23 protein-coding genes are annotated in these 19,300 nt (G+C 53.7%); 9 read left to right on the forward strand and 14 right to left on the reverse strand.

Annotated features, from left to right (window positions below):
- Nucleotides 1-10: 10 nt before the first annotated feature.
- From H7R56_RS24165 to H7R56_RS24205, 9 genes are all read right to left on the reverse strand, one after another.
- Nucleotides 11-604 carry a hypothetical protein gene (locus tag H7R56_RS24165; protein ID WP_061357490.1) on the reverse strand — a complete coding sequence of 198 codons (594 nt, stop codon included), beginning with the start codon at nucleotides 602-604 and terminating at the stop codon, nucleotides 11-13.
- 63 nt (nucleotides 605-667) lie between these two features.
- A complete protein-coding gene (locus H7R56_RS24170) occupies nucleotides 668-3,073 on the reverse strand; it encodes a replication endonuclease (protein WP_071010071.1) in 2,406 nt (801 codons plus the stop codon).
- Complete coding sequence (locus tag H7R56_RS24175; protein ID WP_071010070.1) at nucleotides 3,070-3,249, reverse strand: hypothetical protein; 180 nt, start codon at nucleotides 3,247-3,249, stop codon at nucleotides 3,070-3,072. Before H7R56_RS24175 ends, H7R56_RS24170 begins: the two co-directional genes overlap by 4 nt.
- A complete protein-coding gene (locus tag H7R56_RS24180; protein WP_071010068.1) occupies nucleotides 3,249-4,220 on the reverse strand; it encodes a DNA adenine methylase in 972 nt (323 codons plus the stop codon). Before H7R56_RS24180 ends, H7R56_RS24175 begins: the two co-directional genes overlap by 1 nt.
- 1 nt (nucleotide 4,221) lies before the next feature.
- Nucleotides 4,222-4,434 carry a hypothetical protein gene (locus H7R56_RS24185; RefSeq protein ID WP_044597450.1) on the reverse strand — a complete coding sequence of 71 codons (213 nt, stop codon included), beginning with the start codon at nucleotides 4,432-4,434 and terminating at the stop codon, nucleotides 4,222-4,224.
- A gap of 85 nt (nucleotides 4,435-4,519) precedes the next feature.
- Nucleotides 4,520-4,750, reverse strand: coding sequence for a phage filamentation protein Fil family protein (locus tag H7R56_RS24190; RefSeq protein ID WP_032259816.1), 231 nt, complete (start codon nucleotides 4,748-4,750; stop codon nucleotides 4,520-4,522).
- On the reverse strand, nucleotides 4,740-4,946 hold the full coding sequence (locus H7R56_RS24195; RefSeq protein ID WP_032259815.1) for a DUF4761 family protein: 207 nt from the start codon (nucleotides 4,944-4,946) through the stop codon (nucleotides 4,740-4,742). Before H7R56_RS24195 ends, H7R56_RS24190 begins: the two co-directional genes overlap by 11 nt.
- Before the next feature lie 10 nt (nucleotides 4,947-4,956).
- Entirely contained in the window at nucleotides 4,957-5,160 is a 204-nt protein-coding gene (locus H7R56_RS24200; RefSeq protein WP_032259814.1) for a hypothetical protein, read from the reverse strand.
- A gap of 10 nt (nucleotides 5,161-5,170) precedes the next feature.
- On the reverse strand, nucleotides 5,171-5,452 hold the full coding sequence (locus tag H7R56_RS24205; protein WP_021312625.1) for a Cox family DNA-binding protein: 282 nt from the start codon (nucleotides 5,450-5,452) through the stop codon (nucleotides 5,171-5,173).
- A 100-nt stretch (nucleotides 5,453-5,552) separates the two neighbouring features.
- Here H7R56_RS24205 and H7R56_RS24210 point away from each other — a divergent pair, with 100 nt between their 5' ends.
- Both H7R56_RS24210 and H7R56_RS24215 read left to right on the forward strand, forming a co-directional pair.
- Nucleotides 5,553-5,873: a helix-turn-helix domain-containing protein gene (locus tag H7R56_RS24210; protein ID WP_000229411.1), complete on the forward strand. Its 321-nt coding sequence runs from the start codon at nucleotides 5,553-5,555 to the stop codon at nucleotides 5,871-5,873.
- A 69-nt stretch (nucleotides 5,874-5,942) separates the two neighbouring features.
- Nucleotides 5,943-6,923, forward strand: a complete 981-nt coding sequence (locus H7R56_RS24215) for a phage integrase (protein WP_064106674.1) — start codon at nucleotides 5,943-5,945, stop codon at nucleotides 6,921-6,923.
- A gap of 178 nt (nucleotides 6,924-7,101) precedes the next feature.
- On the opposite strand, the gene cpxP is transcribed toward H7R56_RS24215, so the two are convergent.
- Complete coding sequence (cpxP, locus tag H7R56_RS24220) at nucleotides 7,102-7,602, reverse strand: cell-envelope stress modulator CpxP (protein ID WP_106929342.1); 501 nt, start codon at nucleotides 7,600-7,602, stop codon at nucleotides 7,102-7,104.
- Nucleotides 7,603-7,751: 149 nt separating this feature from the next.
- On the opposite strand from cpxP, the gene cpxR reads away from it, so the two are divergent.
- Nucleotides 7,752-8,450: an envelope stress response regulator transcription factor CpxR gene (gene cpxR, locus H7R56_RS24225; RefSeq protein WP_064540403.1), complete on the forward strand. Its 699-nt coding sequence runs from the start codon at nucleotides 7,752-7,754 to the stop codon at nucleotides 8,448-8,450.
- On the forward strand, nucleotides 8,447-9,820 hold the full coding sequence (gene cpxA, locus H7R56_RS24230; protein WP_106929339.1) for an envelope stress sensor histidine kinase CpxA: 1,374 nt from the start codon (nucleotides 8,447-8,449) through the stop codon (nucleotides 9,818-9,820). The genes cpxR and cpxA overlap by 4 nt, the downstream gene beginning before the upstream one ends.
- A 100-nt stretch (nucleotides 9,821-9,920) precedes the next feature.
- Here the strand turns inward: cpxA and yiiM are convergent, their stop codons facing one another.
- A complete protein-coding gene (gene yiiM, locus H7R56_RS24235; protein WP_106929337.1) occupies nucleotides 9,921-10,664 on the reverse strand; it encodes a 6-hydroxyaminopurine reductase in 744 nt (247 codons plus the stop codon).
- A gap of 6 nt (nucleotides 10,665-10,670) precedes the next feature.
- Complete coding sequence (gene sodA, locus H7R56_RS24240) at nucleotides 10,671-11,291, reverse strand: superoxide dismutase [Mn] (protein ID WP_106929335.1); 621 nt, start codon at nucleotides 11,289-11,291, stop codon at nucleotides 10,671-10,673.
- Nucleotides 11,292-11,609: 318 nt separating this feature from the next.
- On the opposite strand from sodA, the gene H7R56_RS24245 reads away from it, so the two are divergent.
- From H7R56_RS24245 to H7R56_RS24255, 3 genes are read left to right on the forward strand one after another with little or no spacing between them, the layout of a single operon-like run.
- The gene (locus H7R56_RS24245) at nucleotides 11,610-12,590 is read left to right on the forward strand and encodes a TRAP transporter substrate-binding protein (RefSeq protein ID WP_106929333.1); all 981 of its coding nucleotides are present in this window, start codon (nucleotides 11,610-11,612) and stop codon (nucleotides 12,588-12,590) included.
- A gap of 16 nt (nucleotides 12,591-12,606) precedes the next feature.
- Nucleotides 12,607-13,104 (forward strand): TRAP transporter small permease, encoded by a 498-nt coding sequence (locus H7R56_RS24250; protein ID WP_106929331.1) that lies wholly within the window; start codon nucleotides 12,607-12,609, stop codon nucleotides 13,102-13,104.
- A 1-nt stretch (nucleotide 13,105) separates the two neighbouring features.
- Nucleotides 13,106-14,413, forward strand: a complete 1,308-nt coding sequence (locus tag H7R56_RS24255) for a TRAP transporter large permease (RefSeq protein ID WP_106929329.1) — start codon at nucleotides 13,106-13,108, stop codon at nucleotides 14,411-14,413.
- Between the two features lie 42 nt (nucleotides 14,414-14,455).
- Here the strand turns inward: H7R56_RS24255 and rhaR are convergent, their stop codons facing one another.
- Both rhaR and rhaS read right to left on the reverse strand, forming a co-directional pair.
- The gene (gene rhaR, locus H7R56_RS24260) at nucleotides 14,456-15,304 is read right to left on the reverse strand and encodes an HTH-type transcriptional activator RhaR (protein ID WP_106929328.1); all 849 of its coding nucleotides are present in this window, start codon (nucleotides 15,302-15,304) and stop codon (nucleotides 14,456-14,458) included.
- 72 nt (nucleotides 15,305-15,376) lie between these two features.
- Nucleotides 15,377-16,213: an HTH-type transcriptional activator RhaS gene (rhaS, locus tag H7R56_RS24265; RefSeq protein WP_106929326.1), complete on the reverse strand. Its 837-nt coding sequence runs from the start codon at nucleotides 16,211-16,213 to the stop codon at nucleotides 15,377-15,379.
- A gap of 304 nt (nucleotides 16,214-16,517) precedes the next feature.
- On the opposite strand from rhaS, the gene rhaB reads away from it, so the two are divergent.
- Together rhaB and rhaA are read left to right on the forward strand one after the other, a co-directional pair.
- On the forward strand, nucleotides 16,518-17,987 hold the full coding sequence (gene rhaB / locus H7R56_RS24270; RefSeq protein ID WP_106929323.1) for a rhamnulokinase: 1,470 nt from the start codon (nucleotides 16,518-16,520) through the stop codon (nucleotides 17,985-17,987).
- Entirely contained in the window at nucleotides 17,984-19,243 is a 1,260-nt protein-coding gene (rhaA, locus tag H7R56_RS24275; RefSeq protein ID WP_106929321.1) for an L-rhamnose isomerase, read from the forward strand. Before rhaB ends, rhaA begins: the two co-directional genes overlap by 4 nt.
- The last annotated feature ends 57 nt before the right edge of the window (nucleotides 19,244-19,300 follow it).

Consider the following 19,300-nt stretch of genomic DNA (forward strand, 5'->3'; position numbering starts at 1 on the left):
CTCATTAATCTCAATCGCTCTCTTTTTCTTCCTTTTCGGGACGAGAAGGGCGAATGTCATCAAGTTCAATTCTAACAGACTCTGGCGGTGTATCATCCGTAGAGTGCAACAATGCTGTTGTTGGTTCATCGTTGTACGTCCACTTAGATACTTCTTCGTCCAAAGCGTTATAACCAATGAAATGAACTTTAGCGCCTTCACCCTCAAATTCGGGTTTCTCAACAACAAAGCGATGTAAAACGGGAATGTCCACCTCAGGAGCAAAAAGCTGATCAGCAGGATTTCGACGATAAAAACCATCCTTTTTAGGATTGGCCGGATCATCAGTGAAGAAACGAACAGGAATTGTATCGATCGTAAAAGTGATGTCTAAACCAGCGTTGGTGAGATGAAGCCAGTCGTACTGTCCACTCAAACATAAATCAATAAGTAACTGCCATTGACGACCAAAAGTACAAGTAGAACGTGTATAGTTGTTATCCAAGGTGGTCGAAAGTTGAGCATATGTGTCATTTAAGACCCTTAACAATTCTTTAGCAATAATTGTTAAACGCTCTTCAGTTAATTGTGGGTGAAAGTCCCAAGGTAAAGGCTGCTTAGACATCAATCCAAATCTCCATGAGTGCAAATATCAAACTTTGTCAACCAGAATGATGGTGCAGATTTTTCAATTTGTCAACTTACCCCTGTTAATTTTTACAGCCACTTTCCAGCGATTGAGAAGCTCATCAGATTTTTTCTTAACTGCCATTTTTTCAGTTGCTAATTTACCTATCCCCGACGCGGCGCGATTGCGCGACACCAGCCGCCCGTCCTGCACGGTCATAACAAGATCGCCGCACGCCACTGACGCACCGGCCATCATCGATCTGACCATTCCGGCGCTGGCATCAATCCCACGCAGCGCCAGCAGTTCACTGATCTGCTGCTCTTTCACGGACAGCCCGGCCCTGTCTTCCCTATCCGGTGGCCGTTTTTTACGCTTACTTCGCACATCGGCACTGAGCCGCTGCGCCAGTTCTCGCTTTTCCTGCCGTGAAAGCGCATCAAAATTCACCGTCACGCCCTCAGCTGGCACAGTCATTTCTGACTGCCCTGTAGCTTCGCTGGCGGCATGTTCAACACCGTCAGCACCTGCCGCGGGATCCCGCGTACAGTTATTGACAGAACTCCGAGGGGCGGCGCTGCCGCCTGAAAAACCAACGTCAACGGCCACACCGTCAGCGCTCTGGCGCTTCGGCACGATTTTGTATTGAGTGGTGCGGGTGAAGATCAAAGAGTCATTGCCCGTAATAGGGCAGTAAATACCTGTGATTCGCTGGACGTTATCGCCGTAGGCGTTGCCGTTTTCAGTGGTTTCATAATTCAGACGGATGCGCAGCTTATCGCGCTCAACCAATGGGCCACCCTGGACTAATACGTAGTTATCCCATTCGCCACCGTTAGCGGCCTGCCGGGCGGTTTCCAGTTCAGGGTGTAACACCAGTTCGCGATCGCCCAGGCGGCGAAGTTCGCGATATACCGTGACCGGCGCACCGCCGATCTGCTGAAACTGACGAATAGCCCAGCGCGATGCCCACGCGCTAACGCGGAGTGACATTTCTTTCAGGTCTTCCCCGGTTTCGTCGTCTTTCTCACCATCCAGCGCGAAGCCGTCGATATTCTTCGAAATGTATTTCGCTATGTAGCCGGTTGCGCTGCCGTGGGCATCGTCGATCGGCACAACCTGAAAGCGGTTTTCCTGCGCTCCCGGTTCGTTGCCGTCTTCTTTCAGGGCATATTTACGGAAGATTTCGCGCGCCTGCTCGACGCATTCCGGGCGCATAAAAAGAAGTAAATGCCAGTGTGGCGTTGCATCGTGGTGCGGTTCGACCACGCGAAAACCAAAGACGCGGATCCCTTTTCTCTTCCACGCTGCGCGGGTTCTCGCCCAGACTTTGCAAAGATATTGCTGCGTCTCGCGCGGCGACGCGCCACAGTATTTATTATTGCGGCGCCCGTTATGCTGCATGGAGTGGTAACGGGAAGGTGCTGTCAGCGTGTAGAAGTCACCGGCCAGCCCTTCCAGCTTCGCCAGATCTTCAAAGCCGCGCATTCTCGTCATGAGTTCGCGGCGACGGTTGGCCGGATTGGCAACACTGCCAGCGACTTTATCGATCAGTGAAATGCGCTCGCCCGTGTCCTGATCTTCCAGTTCCATAGCCTTGAGGTATTCACGGTTAGCCTTTTTCTGGGCCAGCCATTCCGTAAGGCACGGGGCGCTACTGTATGGGGAAGATTTTTTCTGGACGTATCCCGCTGCGATCATCAAATGCTCACGCCACCGGGCATGGATACGGCGCAGGCGGTTTAACCACCACTGCGGTGACTCAAGGCGAAGAACCGCGCGTAACGCGTCCTCCGCTTCCAGTTCTTCATTGCAATACGCCGTCCAGCCGGGGATCGGCGTTTTCAGATGCACCGCCAGCGACGCAATACGGCCATAGCCAGAAAGCGCCGCGAACTCAGGATCTCCGGTGCGTGCCAATTGGTGATCGGACTCGCGTATAAACTCGCTCGTAAAGATATCGGCAAGCGTATAAGCCAGTCTTTTTAACTCTTTCTTCCCTGCCCAGAGCATACGGAACAGCTGATCGCGAATTGGCAGCAGAATGCCGGGCATCATAGTGTCAGGCTGGTAAACACTGTTCACGCTATCAATTCGCGTTAATACGTGGCGCTCAAAGGTATTAACCAGCCAGTGATCTGCCGCTTTGCGGTCTTTCGCGTCCAGTGCATCCAGCTTCGCGGCAAAGTGGCGGCGGATATACTGCGGAAGTGAAGCCAGACGGCGACGCAGCAGCTTGCTGCGCTCCGGCTTTTCGTCTTCCGCTACCAGTTCACTGAACGCAATATGCTTACGCGTGCCGTCCGGCGTGAGATAGTCGAAACCATCCAGCCCCGGCGCTACATCAACGCCAATAGGATGGTATGGTTTGTTTCCCCCATAAGCGTAAGGGATAGCATTGTCAGTGCTACCCGGATACGGTGGAGGTGGAGAAGGGGCGCGACGGCCACGGGTTTCCGTGGTCATATTTGAACTACATCCCCTACTTTAACGGCTTTGGCTTCCTCTTCTGATTTCTTCAGAATTGTGGTTATTGACTCCCTTCCATAAGCTGTTACTTTCGCCTCAACCAACCAATACGGCGCAATCTCGCCACGACTCACGCTTATGATTTCAACGATCCAGGCGTCTGTAAGATTCATTAAAAAGCCTCCAGATCGTCAAACGTGCCCGCCGCAACCATCGCGTTGTAAGTCGCATCACCCATCACGGCGCCACAATCAGGGCAACCGCCGCCGTAACGCCCGCAGCAGTCGCAGACAGGCAGCACGCCGATCACTTCTTTGGCCTTCTGGCGGTTGTCTTTGTCGGTGCTGACGGAACGTTGCACGCTGATTTCGTGCATCTTGAAGGGCTGATAAATCGCGCGGGTGGCTTCGGTGTCGCTGTTTGAAATGACGACCTTCACGCCATGCTTACGGTTAACTTCCAGCAGTGCCTGGACTAACTGGCGGTGGTTGTCTTCCGTGAATGGTTCGGTATGGTATTGGGTGAAGTCCGCTGTTTTGCTCTCAGGCAGATAAGGCGGATCGCAGTAAACGAGAACATCGCCACCCGTGACGACCTGTAAAGAACGCTGGAACGGCGCGCAAAGAAATATTGCCTTTGTATCGTTGGCCTTTTCGGCAAACAGGCGGATTTCATTTTCAGGAAAGTAGACGCTCTTATACTTGCCAAACGGCACGTTAAAGCCGGTCTTACGGCTGTAACGGCATAAGCCGTTATAACCGTGGCGGTTCAGATACAGGAATTGAGCAGCACGCATGATGCACGCCATTTCAGCGCCATAACGCACCCCACCGCTTTTAACCGTACCCACCTGCTTATTGAACGCGGCGCGGACTTCGTTGTATCCCTGCGGGCTGTTCTTACTGTTGAACAGTTCGCGGGCCGCATCGATCACTAAGTCCGGGTAACGGGTGACTTCCCGATACAGGTTAATAAGATCCGGGTTGATATCAGCCAGCACATAGCGGCGGTATTCAGTCGCCAGAAATACCGATGCGCCGCCTACGAACGGTTCGATCAGGCAGTCGGCTTTAGGAAGGTGCAGCAGCAGGTCAGGAAGGACACGGGTTTTACCCCCTGCCCATTTGATGAACGGGCGGATCATTTTACAGGACTCCGTAATGGGAAGCTGGAATAGAAGGGCGCTGCAACTCTTCAATGCAGTGCTGGCGCAGATTGCTTATAAAATTGGTGGTTACTGACCCACTGGCAGAAAGGGTTAACTCGCCATCACGGCGGGTTTTAATGGTTAAACCTTCATTTTCGATAGCAGGTAAAAGAACATGCAAAATGAAGCTATATTGATCACGTCTGGTCATTATCTCTTCCTCAAAAAAGAATGAGTTGAACCGCCGCCACTTAATAAAGAGGCGGAGAAAATAGAGTTGATTTTTTAAAACCGAATTACTTAATTAGCTTTTTAAATAATTCAGCCAGTGCAAGCAGGAATCCTTTATTTATTCTTTGGGTATAAATAAACGGTTTATTTTTACCTTTGATAAATTGAACCTTCGCCGGTTCGGGCTTAAAAAATCTTCCGTCCGGCGTTTCCAGCCAGCCGCGTGAGTTCTTGAAGTGTGTGACCTGGCACCCGTGCTTAAGCAGGCTTGCCAGTGATGGGCATTCATCGTGCATCACTGCCCCCTTGCTTATACATCTGGTCAACCGTGCGCATGGCTTCCGCTAAAGCAAAGTCACGCCCGTAATAATCACCATTGCTGGAAATACGATAAGAGTGCTTAAACGTAAATGGATTACGCGGGCATTTCTGAATAGTGAAGCCACGATATAAATATGAATGACGACTTAACTGTATTAATTGCACAGCCACAAAAGCCCCCTCACATTCCCAATTTAAGCAATTTACCATCAACATGGCGGGCCACGTCTTTGGTTATTTTCTTAATCAGCTTTTTATCCCTGATCATAAACTCGCCGCTATTGGTGCGAATCATGAATCCCGTTTGCATATCTTTTAAATGGGTGTCCAGAATGTCGTTGCATTCACGCACCCGGTTTTCGTGGTTGGCTGTTTTCTGGCTCATCGCGATAACCTCAAAGACCGATCCACAGCAACCAAGCGTCGCGCTGCTCTCTCGGACGGTTGTAGTAGGCGTCACGCATTGCACGATTGAACTCAGGAATATAGATCCAATTCTCAGCACGGGCACCCAGGCTTTCCGGGTTCTTCCACGGAATGATCGGCAACTTACCGTCTTCAATCATGCTCTTAACCGTGGCGGGCTTCTTACCGATTAACTCGGCAAATTTAGGGTATGGAACCGCGTCAACGGCGTGACGCACTTCAATGAACCCCTCTAACTCTTTCTCTGTCATGTGTCATAATCCCCATCGGCGCTAGGCGCTTATTTCGGCTTGTAACTGCTTATATTAGCGGTTGCTAATGGTAGAGATTACCACCCTTAAGGAGAATGTTATGGTAGAGATCCCTACCCCGTCAAGCGGCGTGGGTGAAAAAATCAGAGCTATCAGGGATGCGGAGGGGTTAACAAGGCAGCAATTCTTTGAATTAACTGGAATACCTGCTGGCACGCAGAAGTATTACGAGACAGGAAGAGTGGAGAGTATTGGTAGCGATATCTTGCTTAAGATCACTCAGCATTCACGTTTCGCAAAATACACGCTCTGGCTCATGACTGATAAGACCGCCCCTCAAGCTGGTCAAATCGCACCGGCCCTCGCACACATTGGGCCAGAGTCAACTGGATCAGACCGCTCCGAGAAACAAACTGGTTAACTGTTTATAAACATTACATTTTCACTATCTGTTATCAGGATGGGGAAATAAACGCCGGAGGGCTTTCTTATGTCGATTAAGAAGCTCGAAGGTGGTCAATATGAAGTGGACGTATGGCCGCGCGGACGTAACGGAAAACGTATCCGCAGGCGATTTGAGAAGAAACAAGAGGCAGTTCTTTTTGAGCGTTATGTATTAGCCAACGCCGACAAAAAAGAATGGCTGGGCGCGAGCGTTGACCGCCGTACCTTAAGCGAGTTGTTAGATACCTGGTGGCTGCTATATGGACAGACTCAGGAAAATGGCGAGATTGAAAAGCGGCACCTGAATAAAACAATCAGGGCGCTTGGTGATCCAGCCGTTAACCGACTGAACAAGCGAATGATTGCACAGCACCGAAGCCAACGGCTGGAAGACGGTATCAGCGCAGCAACGATCAACCGGGATATTTACCGTTTGTCCGGGATGTTCAGCACGTTGATAAAGCTGGAAGAGTTCAGAAAGGAAAACCCCTGTAAGGGTCTGGAACCACTGAAAGAAGCGCCGCCAGCTATGACTTATCTCGCCAAATCAGAGATCAGCAAATTGCTGGATACTCTGACCGGCGACGATCGACGTGTAGCACTGCTATGCCTCAGCACTGGCGCACGCTGGGGTGAAGGCAGCACGCTGCGAGGTGAGCAGGTTAATCACGGGCGCGTGACGTTCCTTAAGACCAAAAACGGGAAAAAGCGCACGGTTCCCATATCGGAAGAACTGGAGAAAGAGATCAAGACCAGCGACACCGGGCCATTGTTCAAAGTTGACTATGAAAACTTCTGCGAACGGCTCAGACAGGTTAAGCCCGATTTACCACGCGGGCAGGCCACGCATGTGCTTCGGCATACATTTGCAAGCTGGTTCATGATGAACGGGGGGAACATTATTGCGTTACAGCAAATTCTGGGGCACGCCAGCATACAACAGACGATGGTTTATGCTCACCTTGCACCTGATTACCTGCAACACGCAGTAACTTTAAACCCTCTTGGCGGCGGGCTGATGGTGTGACAATGTTGTCTACATCTTGTCTACACCCTTAGCGCTTTATCCTTCTTGTAACTGCTTATGGCTGTTGCAAGGAGGATTGATTTATAAGGGATTTTTTCTAAGTGCCTGATAAAAAAAACCCCCACATCATGTGGGGGAAGACAGGGATGGTGTCTATGGCAAGGAAAAACAGGGTTTGTTACTGGTTGCTACGGGTATTGCTACTAAACAGATTCACATTCGAATCTTGTTGCATCCGTGCAACGTCACGCAGCTGCTCCATTCGCTGCTGGTGATTCTCATTTAAAGCCGCTTGCTGCTCTGGCGTAAGCAGGCGGTACATCTGATTGCGAACCTTTGCCATTTCAACCTGGCGATTCACCTGCTCCTCGGCCATTTTCTCGGCCTGGGCGCGCACAGCGGCTTCATCAAATTTTTCTGCGGTGACAAGGCGATGCATTGTCTCCATTTCGCTAACATTAACAGGTGGACGATCGTGTCGTGCCCGTTGCATCAGATCGCGCATCTGTTGACGTTGATGTTCGGTTAAACTAATACCGTCGAACATATGGCCCTGGCCGTTTCTCAGCGGGTTATTTTCCGCCGGGTGCCAGTTAACGCTGGTGACGACTTCATCGGCCTGGCTTAGTGCACTGAATGCCAGCGTTGAGGCCATGACGGCAGCGATAACATTGCGCATCACATGCTCCCAAAAACTTTTGTGTCGCGATTCAACGAGAGACAGTTTACGATTCAGGCTGAAAACATGCGTCAGGGGGTGTAAAACAACGTAAAGTCATGGATTAGCTGGCTCTGATGACGTAATTTCTGCCTCGGAGGGATGAAAATATGAATAAAATTTTATTAGTTGATGATGACCGAGAGCTGACTTCCTTACTTAAGGAACTGCTTGATATGGAAGGTTTTAACGTACTGGTTGCCCATGATGGCGAGCAGGCGCTTGCGCTTCTTGATGACAGCATCGACCTACTTTTACTCGACGTGATGATGCCGAAAAAGAACGGTATCGACACGCTGAAAGAATTGCGACAAACACACCAGACTCCCGTCATTATGCTGACCGCCCGCGGAAGCGAGCTGGATCGCGTTCTGGGCCTCGAACTGGGCGCAGATGACTATTTACCTAAGCCGTTTAACGATCGTGAACTGGTCGCTCGTATCCGCGCTATTTTGCGCCGTTCACACTGGAGCGAACAGCAGCAAAGTAGCGACGCCAGTTCGCCGACCGTTGAAGTCGATGCGCTGAGCCTCAACCCGGGTCGCCAGGAAGCCAGTTTTGATGGCCAAACCCTGGAGCTGACCGGCACTGAGTTCACCCTGCTTTATCTGCTGGCACAGCACCTCGGCCAGGTTGTCTCGCGCGAACATTTAAGCCAGGAAGTGCTGGGGAAACGCTTAACGCCGTTCGATCGCGCGATCGACATGCATATTTCCAACCTGCGCCGGAAGCTGCCGGAGCGTAAAGACGGTCATCCGTGGTTTAAAACCCTGCGTGGTCGCGGTTATCTGATGGTCTCCGCTTCATGATAGGAAGTTTAACCGCCCGCATCTTCGCCATCTTCTGGTTAACCCTGGCGCTGGTGTTGATGTTGGTTTTGATGTTACCCAAGCTCGATTCGCGCCAGATGACGGAGCTGCTCGACAGCGAGCAGCGCCAGGGCATCATGATTGAGCAGCACGTTGAAGAAGAGCTGGCCAACGATCCCCCCAACGATTTGATGTGGTGGCGTCGGCTGTTCCGCGCAATTGATAAATGGGCACCGCCGGGCCAGCGTTTGCTGCTGGTGACCAGCGAAGGCCGCGTGATTGGCGCAGAACGTAACGAAATGCAGATTATCCGTAACTTCATCGGGCAGTCGGACAACGCCGACCATCCGCAGAAGAAAAAATACGGTCGCGTTGAGTTAGTCGGGCCATTTTCGATTCGTGACGGTGAGGATAACTATCAGTTATACCTGATCCGTCCGGCCAGCAGCTCGCAGTCTGATTTTATCAACCTGCTGTTCGACCGGCCGCTGCTGCTGCTTATCGTCACCATGCTGGTCAGCGCGCCGCTGCTGCTGTGGCTGGCGTGGAGCCTGGCAAAACCGGCGCGTAAGCTAAAAAATGCTGCGGATGAAGTCGCCCAGGGCAACCTGCGACAGCATCCTGAGCTGGAGTCGGGGCCGCAAGAGTTTCTGGCGGCGGGCGCCAGCTTTAACCAGATGGTAATGGCGCTGGAGCGGATGATGACGTCCCAGCAGCGTTTGCTTTCCGATATATCCCACGAGTTGCGTACGCCGTTAACGCGCCTGCAGCTGGGCACCGCGCTGCTGCGTCGCCGTAGCGGCGAAAGCAAGGAGCTGGAGCGTATCGAAACGGAAGCACAGCGTCTGGATAGCATGATTAACGACATGTTAGTTATGTCGCGCAATCAGCAGAAAAGCGCGCTGGTCAGCGAAACGCTGAAGGCAAATCAGCTGTGGGGCGAGGTGCTGGACAACGCCGCATTTGAAGCCGAGCAAATGGGCAAATCATTTAGCGTCGATTACCCGCCGGGCCCGTGGCCGCTGTACGGCAACCCAAATGCGCTGGAGAGCGCGCTGGAGAACATCGTTCGTAACGCGCTGCGCTACTCGCACACCAAAATTGCCGTCAGCTTCTCGGTTGATAAAGACGGCGTCACCGTTCACGTGGACGATGACGGCCCGGGCGTTAGCCCGGAAGACCGTGAGCAGATTTTCCGCCCGTTCTACCGTACCGATGAAGCACGTGACCGCGAATCCGGCGGCACGGGACTGGGGCTGGCGATTGTGGAAAGCGCTATGCAGCAGCACCGAGGCTGGGTTAAGGCTGATGACAGCCCGCTCGGCGGATTACGCCTGACGCTGTGGCTCCCGCTCTACAAGCGAACGTAAAAGACAATCGGCCTGCTTATGCAGGCCGATTTTTTTGTAAGCTGAAAGAGGCGAAGCCGTCATCGGACAATGTGCACCTGACGGCCCGATGGCGCTAGGCTTATTCGGCCTTCCCCCACAATCTTCTGCGGTTATCTTCAATTTTGCCGCTCAGCCGACGTTTTTGCATCGTTCTGCTCCAGCTTGCCGACAGCCCGGCGGCGCTCAGCAGGCGGTGATACTGGTCGTCATCAAACGGCATATGCCAGGCAATAGCGGCGGCTTCATACACCGAAATATCGCTTAACCGCGATACCAGCTCCAGCGGCGCATCGCTGGAGACTTTGCCTGGTGCGATGACCCGATACAGCCACCCCACCTGACCGCTGTTCTGCATCAGGGAAGCCATGTCGCTAATCGCAAAGTGGAAATTAAGTTTGAAGCACGGCGAGCGCGGCTGAGTGACCTGAATTAACGTCTCGCCCCAGCGGTAAATATCACCGATAAACACGTTGTGCTCGGTCATTCCTTCCGTCGACAGGTTTTCACCAAATGCAGGGGGGCAAAACAGAGCGGCCTGTTCAGGAAATTCACGAATCAGCGTTTCGTAATGTTCGCGGGGGTACTGGCACAGCGCGCGATCGGGCCCACCGTGGATTTTTTTCTCGGCCTGTTCATCGCCGAGCAGTCCCCGCTCGGTCAGCTCCAGCTCACCGTCAATCTGTACTTTGGCAATCGCGCTGGGACGGCTACCGTCATAATCACGGATTTTGCCAATAAACACGTCAACCGGATAATGCATCTGCTGCTCCTTAGGCGGATACAAAAAAAGCGAGTCATCAGACTCGCTTCTCAGGACGTGCAATGCAAATTATTTTTTAGCGGCGAAACGCGCTGCTGCTTCGTCCCAGTTCACCACGTTCCAGAACTCTTTGATGTAGTCCGGGCGGCGGTTCTGGAATTTCAGGTAGTAAGCGTGTTCCCACACGTCCAGACCCACGATAGGGAAGCCGGAAGCGCCAGAAACGGCTTCACCCATCAGCGGGGAATCCTGGTTAGCGGTAGAAACCACGGCCAGTTTGTCGCCTTTCAGCACCAGCCACGCCCAGCCGGAGCCGAAACGGGTCGCTGCTGCTTTTTCAAATTCAGCTTTGAAGTTGTCAACGGAACCGAAATCGCGCTCGATAGCCGCTTTCAGATCACCCTGCAGGGTGGTGCCTTTTTTCAGGCCTTTCCAGAAGAAGCTGTGGTTCGCGTGGCCGCCAGCGTTGTTACGCAGAACGGTTTTCTTGTCGGCCGGCAGCTGATCCAGTTTGGTGATCAGCTCTTCTGCAGACAGAGAAGCGAACTCCGGCAGGCTTTCCAGCGCTGCATTAGCGTTGTTCACGTAGGCCTGGTGGTGCTTGCTGTGATGGATTTCCATCGTCTGTTTGTCGAAGTGCGGTTCCAGGGCATCGTACGCATAAGGCAGTGATGGCAGGGTATAGCTCATAATCATCTCCATTATTGTCGGGCGGCAAACCTGTAAACGCCGCGTAATCAGTTGGTTCATTATAGTTAATTAAATGATATTGAAAATGATTATCAATGCCGTAGTTTTTATATGGATATAACGAATTGTTATGTTCCTGATATTCTGTGTGCTTTCGGTTAATCATCTTGATGAATTCTGAAAATTTCACACTTTGACCTCGCCCAATACAACTACGTCGTTATTGCCACCTGAAGCCAGACGCTGGCAATAACCACAAGGTCTTTCACGTTTTTAACAGGTAATTTCGCCCCGGAACTATCAAACGTTGAGGGCAATATGAAATTACTACGGACAGTCAAAATACTTCTGTTGTGCTGCCTTTCGCTGCCTGCATTTTCGCATGCCGGGACGGTACTCCGCCTCGCTTATGCCGAGAACAGCCAGCCGGTGAAAGATGCGCTGCGATTCCTGGGTGACCAGATCGAGGAGAAAACGCACGGCGATATCAAGGTGATGTATTTCCCGGACGGCCAGTTGGGAGGTGAGCGCGAGCTGGTTGAGCTGACCCAGGTCGGCGTCGTGGACATCACCAAAGTCTCATCCGGACTGATGGAAAGCTTCTCGCCAATGTACGGCGTGTTCTCCCTTCCCTATCTCTTCGCCGACCGCGATGAATACTACAAAGTGATGGATAACCCGGACGTTATGACGCCGGTTTATCAATCAACCCAGGCACAGGGCTTTATCGGCATAGGCTGGTACGACTCGGGGGCCCGTAACTTCTACATGAGTAAAGCGCCGGTACGCAGCATTGACGATCTGAAAGGCAAAAAAATCCGCGTCATGCAGAGCGACACCGCCATCCGTACGCTGAAACTGCTGGGCGCATCGCCTATTGCCATGGGCCAGGCCGAAGTCTATACCTCGCTGCAACAAGGCATTCTGGACGGCGCTGAAAACAACGAATTTGCCCTGACCATCGCACGTCACGGTGAAGTTGCCCGTTTTTACACCTACGACATGCATACCCGCATTCCCGACATTCTGCTGATGAGTTCGCTCACGCTGGAAAAACTCACCGCCGAACAGCAGCGCATCGTCAATGAAGCGATAAAAGCCTCCATTGAATTTGAGAAAGCCGCCTGGGACGCTGAAATCGAAAAAACCAAACAGCAGGCCGTGAAGGACTTCAACGTTGAGTTTTTTGAAATTGATATCAAACCCTTCCAACAGGCCGTGCAGCCCATCTACGCCGATCTGAAAAGCCGACCGGTGCTGGATAATCTCTATCAGAAAATCCAGGCCGCGAAACACTGATACCTAAGGACTCAAAATGGAAATAATCAGAAAAGGACTCGATCGGCTACTGGAAGCCGTCTGCTGCCTGGTGCTGGCAATGATGGTTGCCGTTTCATGCTGGCAGGTCATTAGCCGCTATATCGTTGGCCAACCAAGCACCATTACCGAGGAACTGCTGCGCTTCTCTTTAGTGTGGATCTCGATGCTGGGCATGGCCTACGTTGCCGGTAAACAGCAGCATATCAGCCTGACCATTCTGGTCGATAAGGTCTCCGCGCAGGTGCGTCACGGATGGATGATCGTTCTGCAGCTGACCTTTATGGCGTTTTCTACGTGGATTTTAATCATCGGCGGCCTGAAAATTTCCGCCATCTCCATGCTGCAAATCTCACCTGCACTGGGCATTCCCATGGGCCAGGTTTACTACGCGCTGCCGATTGCCGGCGTGCTGATCATTATCTATAGCGTGCTGAACATCATTGATTCCCTGCGCGCTATGGCGCAACCGTCCCCGCAGCACGTGGAGAAATAACATGATAGATCCGATTACCGCTTCGCTAACGCTGATCGGCGTTTTTGTGGTCCTGCTGGCGATGGGTGCGCCGATTGGGATTTGTATCGTCATCGCCTCATGCAGCACGATGATGCTGGTGCTGCCTTTCGATATTTCGATGTTCGCGACCGCGCAGAAAATGTTCTCCAGCCTGGACAGCTTTGCGCTGTTAGCGGTGCCTTTCTTCGTGCTTTCCGGGGTCATCATGAACAGCGGCGGCATTGCCGCACGATTGGTTAACTTCGCCAAACTGTTTACCGGCCGCCTGCCGGGCTCGCTGTCTTACACCAACATCGTCGGCAACATGATGTTCGGCGCCATTTCCGGTTCCGCCATCGCCGCCTCCACGTCTATCGGCGGCGTACTCGTGCCGATGAGCGCCAAAGAGGGCTATAACCGTAGTTTTGCCGCAGCGGTCAATATCGCTTCAGCGCCAACCGGTATGCTGATACCGCCAACCACCGCCTTCATTCTGTATGCCTTAGCCAGCGGCGGTACCTCCATTGCGGCGCTGTTTGCCGGCGGCATGGTCGCTGGCGTGCTGTGGGGAATTGGCTGTATGGTGGTGACCTGGGTTGTGGCTAAACGTCATAACTACCGCGTCTTTTTCACCCTGCAAAAAGGCATGGCGCTTAAGGTCACGCTGGAGGCCATACCTAGCCTGCTGCTGATTGTCATCATCGTCGGCGGTATCGTGAAGGGGATTTTTACAGCCATCGAGGCCTCCGCGATAGCGGTGGTTTATACCCTGTTTCTGACTCTGATTTGCTATAAGACATTGAAGCTCAGAGATATGCCGTCGGTGTTCATTCAAACCGTCGTCATGACCGGGGTGATTATGTTCCTGCTGGCGACCTCATCAGCGATGTCTTTCTCGATGTCGATCACCAATATTCCGACCGCGCTAAGCGAGATGATTCTCGGTATTTCAGAAAGCAAGGCAATGATTTTACTGGTCATTACCGTCTTCTTGCTGATCATCGGTGCGTTTATGGATATCGGCCCCGCCATTCTGATTTTCACCCCGATTCTGCTACCGATCATGACCAAACTGGGCGTTGATCCGGTGCACTTTGGCATCATCATGATCTACAACCTGGCCATTGGCACCATCACGCCGCCGGTGGGTAGCGGCCTGTACGTCGGGGCTAGCGTAGGTAAAGTGAAGGTGGAAGAGGTGCTGAAGCCGCTGATGCCGTTCTATATCGCGATAATCAGCGTACTGCTGCTGATAACCTATCTGCCGGAGCTGACGCTGTTCCTGCCGCGTCTGTTGGGCGTGATGTAAGACAACCCTCCCGGCCGTGCAGTACGCGGCCGGGAGATAGCGTTACGCGGCTACCCGGCTACGCTGCCGCCACTGGCCCGGCGTCATACCAATCTCACGGTTGAACACCACCGAGAAATAGTTACTGTCCTCAAACCCACACTGCATCGCCACTTCGCCAATCAGCAGTTCGGTATGCTGCAACAGATACTGCGCGTGGCAAATGCGCAGCTGACGCAGGTAATGATTGACGGTCATCCCGGTCTGGTTGCGGAACTGCTGGCGCAGCGCGCGCTCGCTGCACGCCTGCTGCTCGCAGAAGGCATCCAGCGCGAATGGGCGATTAAGGCTGCCCGCCAGCGCGGTCAGCAGCTTGTCGAGCAGCGCTTCACTTTGCGTGGCCGCCAGATTGTCGGTGGCGTAGCGATAACGCTTCAGGCAAACCACCAGCTGCGCAAATAGCAGCTCAGACATCTGATTCGCCAGCGCATCATCTTTACGGCTTTCGTGTTCCAGTTGGGTCATGATCTGCCGCGCCTGCGTCATGCCGGTACTGCCAATGCGCCAGTGCGGCGCCCAGTGCGTACCGTGCAGGCCGGGGATGTGGGCAACCCAATCCAGGTTCAGCTTCAGGCGCTCTGGGCAATAAATAATGTTTTGTAAAACCAGATCGTTAACTGAGGCGTAGGAGTGTTTATCTTCGGCGCGGATATAGAAAAGATCGCCGCGGGTGATCCGATAAGGGCGATCGTTGAGGATATGCAGACCATTGCCGCGCCAGACCAGAACCAGCTCGCAAAATTCGTGCGTATGCTCGGCAAACACGTTCTGCGGATAACGATCCGCCACCGCCACGGCCTGCGTCGGGCTGGCAAAAAAATCGGCTTTTCGGAGAATGAGCTGGCCTGACACGCTAATACCTCAACGACTAACAACCGCTTATTATTCGTCGTTTTGCGGCAAAAAACGGTGACTGCCTTCGCGTTACTGAAGCATCGTATCCCGCCCCTGGCGGATATCGCGCGGCGACCAGTTGAACTCCCGGCGAAACAGCGTGGAGAAATGGTTGCTGTCGCCAAAACCGCAGTGATAGGCAATATCGGTCACGCTTTCATCGCTATGGCGCAGCATATGCCGGGCTTTAATCAGACGCAGACGGTTCAGGTAACGCTGTGGCGTCAGGCCAGTGCAGTGTTTCAGCTGGCGGTGCAGCGTACGCAGCGACAGTGAGAATTGCTCCGCCAGCCCTTCCCAGCACACATCGTCCGCATAGTGCTCCTCCAGCCACGCCATCAGCTGATTCAGACGGGCATCGTTATTCACGCCCCCCTGCACCTGGCTACCTTTACGCAGCAATACCAGCAGCTGCATAAACAGAATTTCACGATTCGCCAGCGACATCATATCGGTGCTGTCGCTGACCGCTTCCATCTGGCCGACAATCGCCCGCACCTGCTGTAGCGTGCTCTGGTTAACCCGCCAGTGCGACGGATAGTGGCCGTCTTGTTCCTGCGGCAGCAGTTTGTGAAGACCTGACAAGAACTGGAAAGCATCCGGCGCGCGGTACAGCACGTTGGTCAGACACAGATTGTCGGTATGCTCATACAGATGACGATCGAAGTCGCGGACGAAGCAAACGGTGCCTCCGCAAATAGTATGCGGCTGACCATTAAACACATGAATACCCGAGCCGTGCTCTACGATAACAATCTCATTAAAATCATGATGATGCTCAGGAAATGCAGCCTGAGGAAGCCGGGGTTCGATCGCAACGGGTAACTGACCGGAAGAGAAGAAATCCACGCTGTGTAGTACGGTCATAACGACTCCCGCCAAATGAGAAATGTTATCAGGATAGTAATATCCGCTGAGACATCTGACCTTGACGTTTTGACAGCAAAGCGCGCAAACCCGGTCGTTTTTTCAAGAAACAGCCGGAAAGATCGGGAAATGCGGTCACCATCACACCCCTCGCTAACGCGCAGTATCGCAGGAAACTGTGAACTCTCTCACGTTCATCTTTGCTTTCTTGCCAGCGCCCAATTTCGCCTGTCAGTAACGAGAAGGTAGTGACAATGGGCTTTTTTTAGACTGAGCGGCAATGACTCTCAAAAGGACTCTTGCCATGACTTTTCGCCATTGTGTGGCCGTCGATTTAGGCGCCTCAAGCGGACGCGTAATGCTGGCGCGCTACGACGCCCGGCAGCGTTCGCTTTCACTGCGCGAAATCCACCGCTTCACCAACAGCCTGCACCAGCAGGACGGGTTTGATACCTGGGATATCGACGGTCTGGAAGCCGACATTCGTACCGGTCTTAATAAGGTATGCGAGGAAGGCATCCGCATCGACAGCATCGGCATCGATACCTGGGGCGTTGACTACGTCCTGATCGATAACCTTGGCCAGCGGGTTGGCCTGCCGGTCGCCTACCGCGACAAGCGTACCGACGGCATCATGGCCATGGCGATGGAACAGCTGGGCAAAGGCGATATTTACCGCCGCAGCGGTATCCAGTTTCTGCCGTTCAATACCCTCTATCAGCTGCGGGCGCTGGTTGAACAGCAGCCTGAGCTGGTATCACAGGCCGCGCACGCGCTGCTGATACCGGATTATTTCAGCTATCGCCTGACCGGCAACATGAACTGGGAATACACCAACGCCACCACCACTCAGTTGGTCAACATCAACAGCGATAGCTGGGATGAAGACCTGCTCAACTGGACAGGTGCACCCGCATCCTGGTTTGGTACACCCACGCATCCAGGTAACGTCATTGGCCACTGGATCTGCCCACAAGGCAATGCCATTCCTGTCGTTGCGGTTGCCAGCCACGATACCGCCAGCGCGGTTATCGCTTCGCCGTTGGTCAGTGATGACGCCGCCTATCTCTCCTCCGGCACCTGGTCGCTGATGGGGTTCGAGAGCAAAACGCCCTACACCAGCGAGCGGGCGCAGCGCGCCAATATCACCAACGAAGGCGGTGCCGAAGGGCGCTACCGCGTGCTGAAAAACATCATGGGTCTATGGCTGCTGCAGCGGGTGCTGAAAGAGCAAAACGTCAGCGATCTGACGGCGCTGATTGCCGACACCGCAAAACTGCCCGCCTGCCGCTGGCTGATTAACCCGAATGACGATCGCTTTATCAACCCTCAGAACATGAGCGCGGCGATCCAGGCCGCCTGCCGTGAGGCGGGACAGCCGGTTCCCGTTACCGCCGCCGAGCTGGCCCGCTGCATCTTCGACAGCCTGGCACTGCTGTATGCCGACGTGCTCAATGAACTGGCGCAGCTGCGCGGTAGACCGTTCCGCCAGCTGCACATCGTAGGCGGCGGCTGCCAGAACCAGCTGCTGAACCAGCTGTGCGCCGACGCCTGCGGTATCACCGTTGTGGCTGGCCCGATTGAGGCCTCGACGCTTGGCAATATCGGCATCCAATTAATGACACTGGACGAACTCGCCAACGTTGACGATTTCCGCAAGGTGGTGAGCCACAACTACGGCCTCACTACGTTCACCCCACATCCTGACCATGAAATTGCCCGCTACGTTGCGCAGTTTCAGCAACAACGACAGACAAAGGAGCTTTGCGCATGACCACTCAACTTGACCAGGCCTGGGAACTCGCGAAACAGCGCTACGCCGCCGTCGGTATCGACGTCGAAGAGGCCTTGCGCCAGCTGGATCGCCTACCGGTATCCATGCACTGCTGGCAGGGCGACGATGTCGCTGGTTTTGAAAACCCAGAAGGCAATTTAACGGGTGGGATTCAGGCAACCGGCAATTATCCGGGGAAAGCGCGTAACGCCAGCGAACTGCGTGCCGATCTGGAGCAGGCGTTGAGCCTGATACCAGGACCAAAGCGCCTGAACCTGCACGCTATTTATCTGGAGTCTGATACCCCAGTTGCGCGTGACGAGATTAAGCCAGAACACTTCAAAAACTGGGTCGAGTGGGCAAAAAAACACCATCTTGGCCTCGATTTTAACCCATCCTGCTTCTCGCATCCGCTGAGCGCTGACGGCTTCACGCTGTCGCACGCCGACCCGAAAATCCGCCAGTTCTGGATCGACCATTGCAAAGCCAGCCGTCGCATTTCCGCCTATTTCGGTGAGCAGTTGGGCACGCCGTCGGTCATGAACATCTGGATCCCTGACGGGATGAAAGATGTGACCGTTGACCGCCTGGCACCGCGCCAGCGTCTGGCCGCCGCGCTGGATGAAGTCATCAGCGAGAAGCTCGATCCGGCACACCATATTGACGCCGTTGAAAGCAAGCTGTTCGGCATTGGCGCAGAAAGCTACACCGTCGGCTCCAACGAGTTCTATATGGGCTATGCCACCAGCCGCCAGACCGCGCTATGCCTTGACGCCGGCCACTTCCACCCAACGGAAGTGATCTCCGACAAAATTTCCGCCGCCATGCTGTACGTGCCGCGTTTGCTGCTGCACGTGAGCCGTCCGGTACGTTGGGACAGCGACCACGTGGTGCTGCTGGATGACGAAACGCAGGCTATCGCCAGCGAAATCATCCGTCATGGCCTCTTCGACCGCGTACATATCGGCCTCGATTTCTTCGACGCCTCCATCAACCGCATCGCCGCGTGGGTTATTGGTACCCGCAACATGAAGAAAGCCCTGCTGCGCGCGCTGCTGGAGCCAACCGCCGAGCTACGCCAGCTGGAAGCATCCGGCGACTACACCGCCCGTCTGGCGCTGCTGGAAGAGCAGAAATGCCTGCCGTGGCAGGCGGTGTGGGAAATGTACTGCCAGCGTAACGATACGCCAGCGGGCAGCCAGTGGCTGGAGAGCGTGCGCAGCTACGAGAAAGAGATTTTGAATCAGCGTAAATAATCGAATGCGATTGCCGGGTGGCGGCGTTGCCTTATCCGGCTTACGAAACAACGGCCA

This window comes from Klebsiella sp. WP3-W18-ESBL-02 (genome assembly GCF_014168815.1).
Classification (GTDB): domain Bacteria; phylum Pseudomonadota; class Gammaproteobacteria; order Enterobacterales; family Enterobacteriaceae; genus Kluyvera; species Kluyvera ascorbata_B.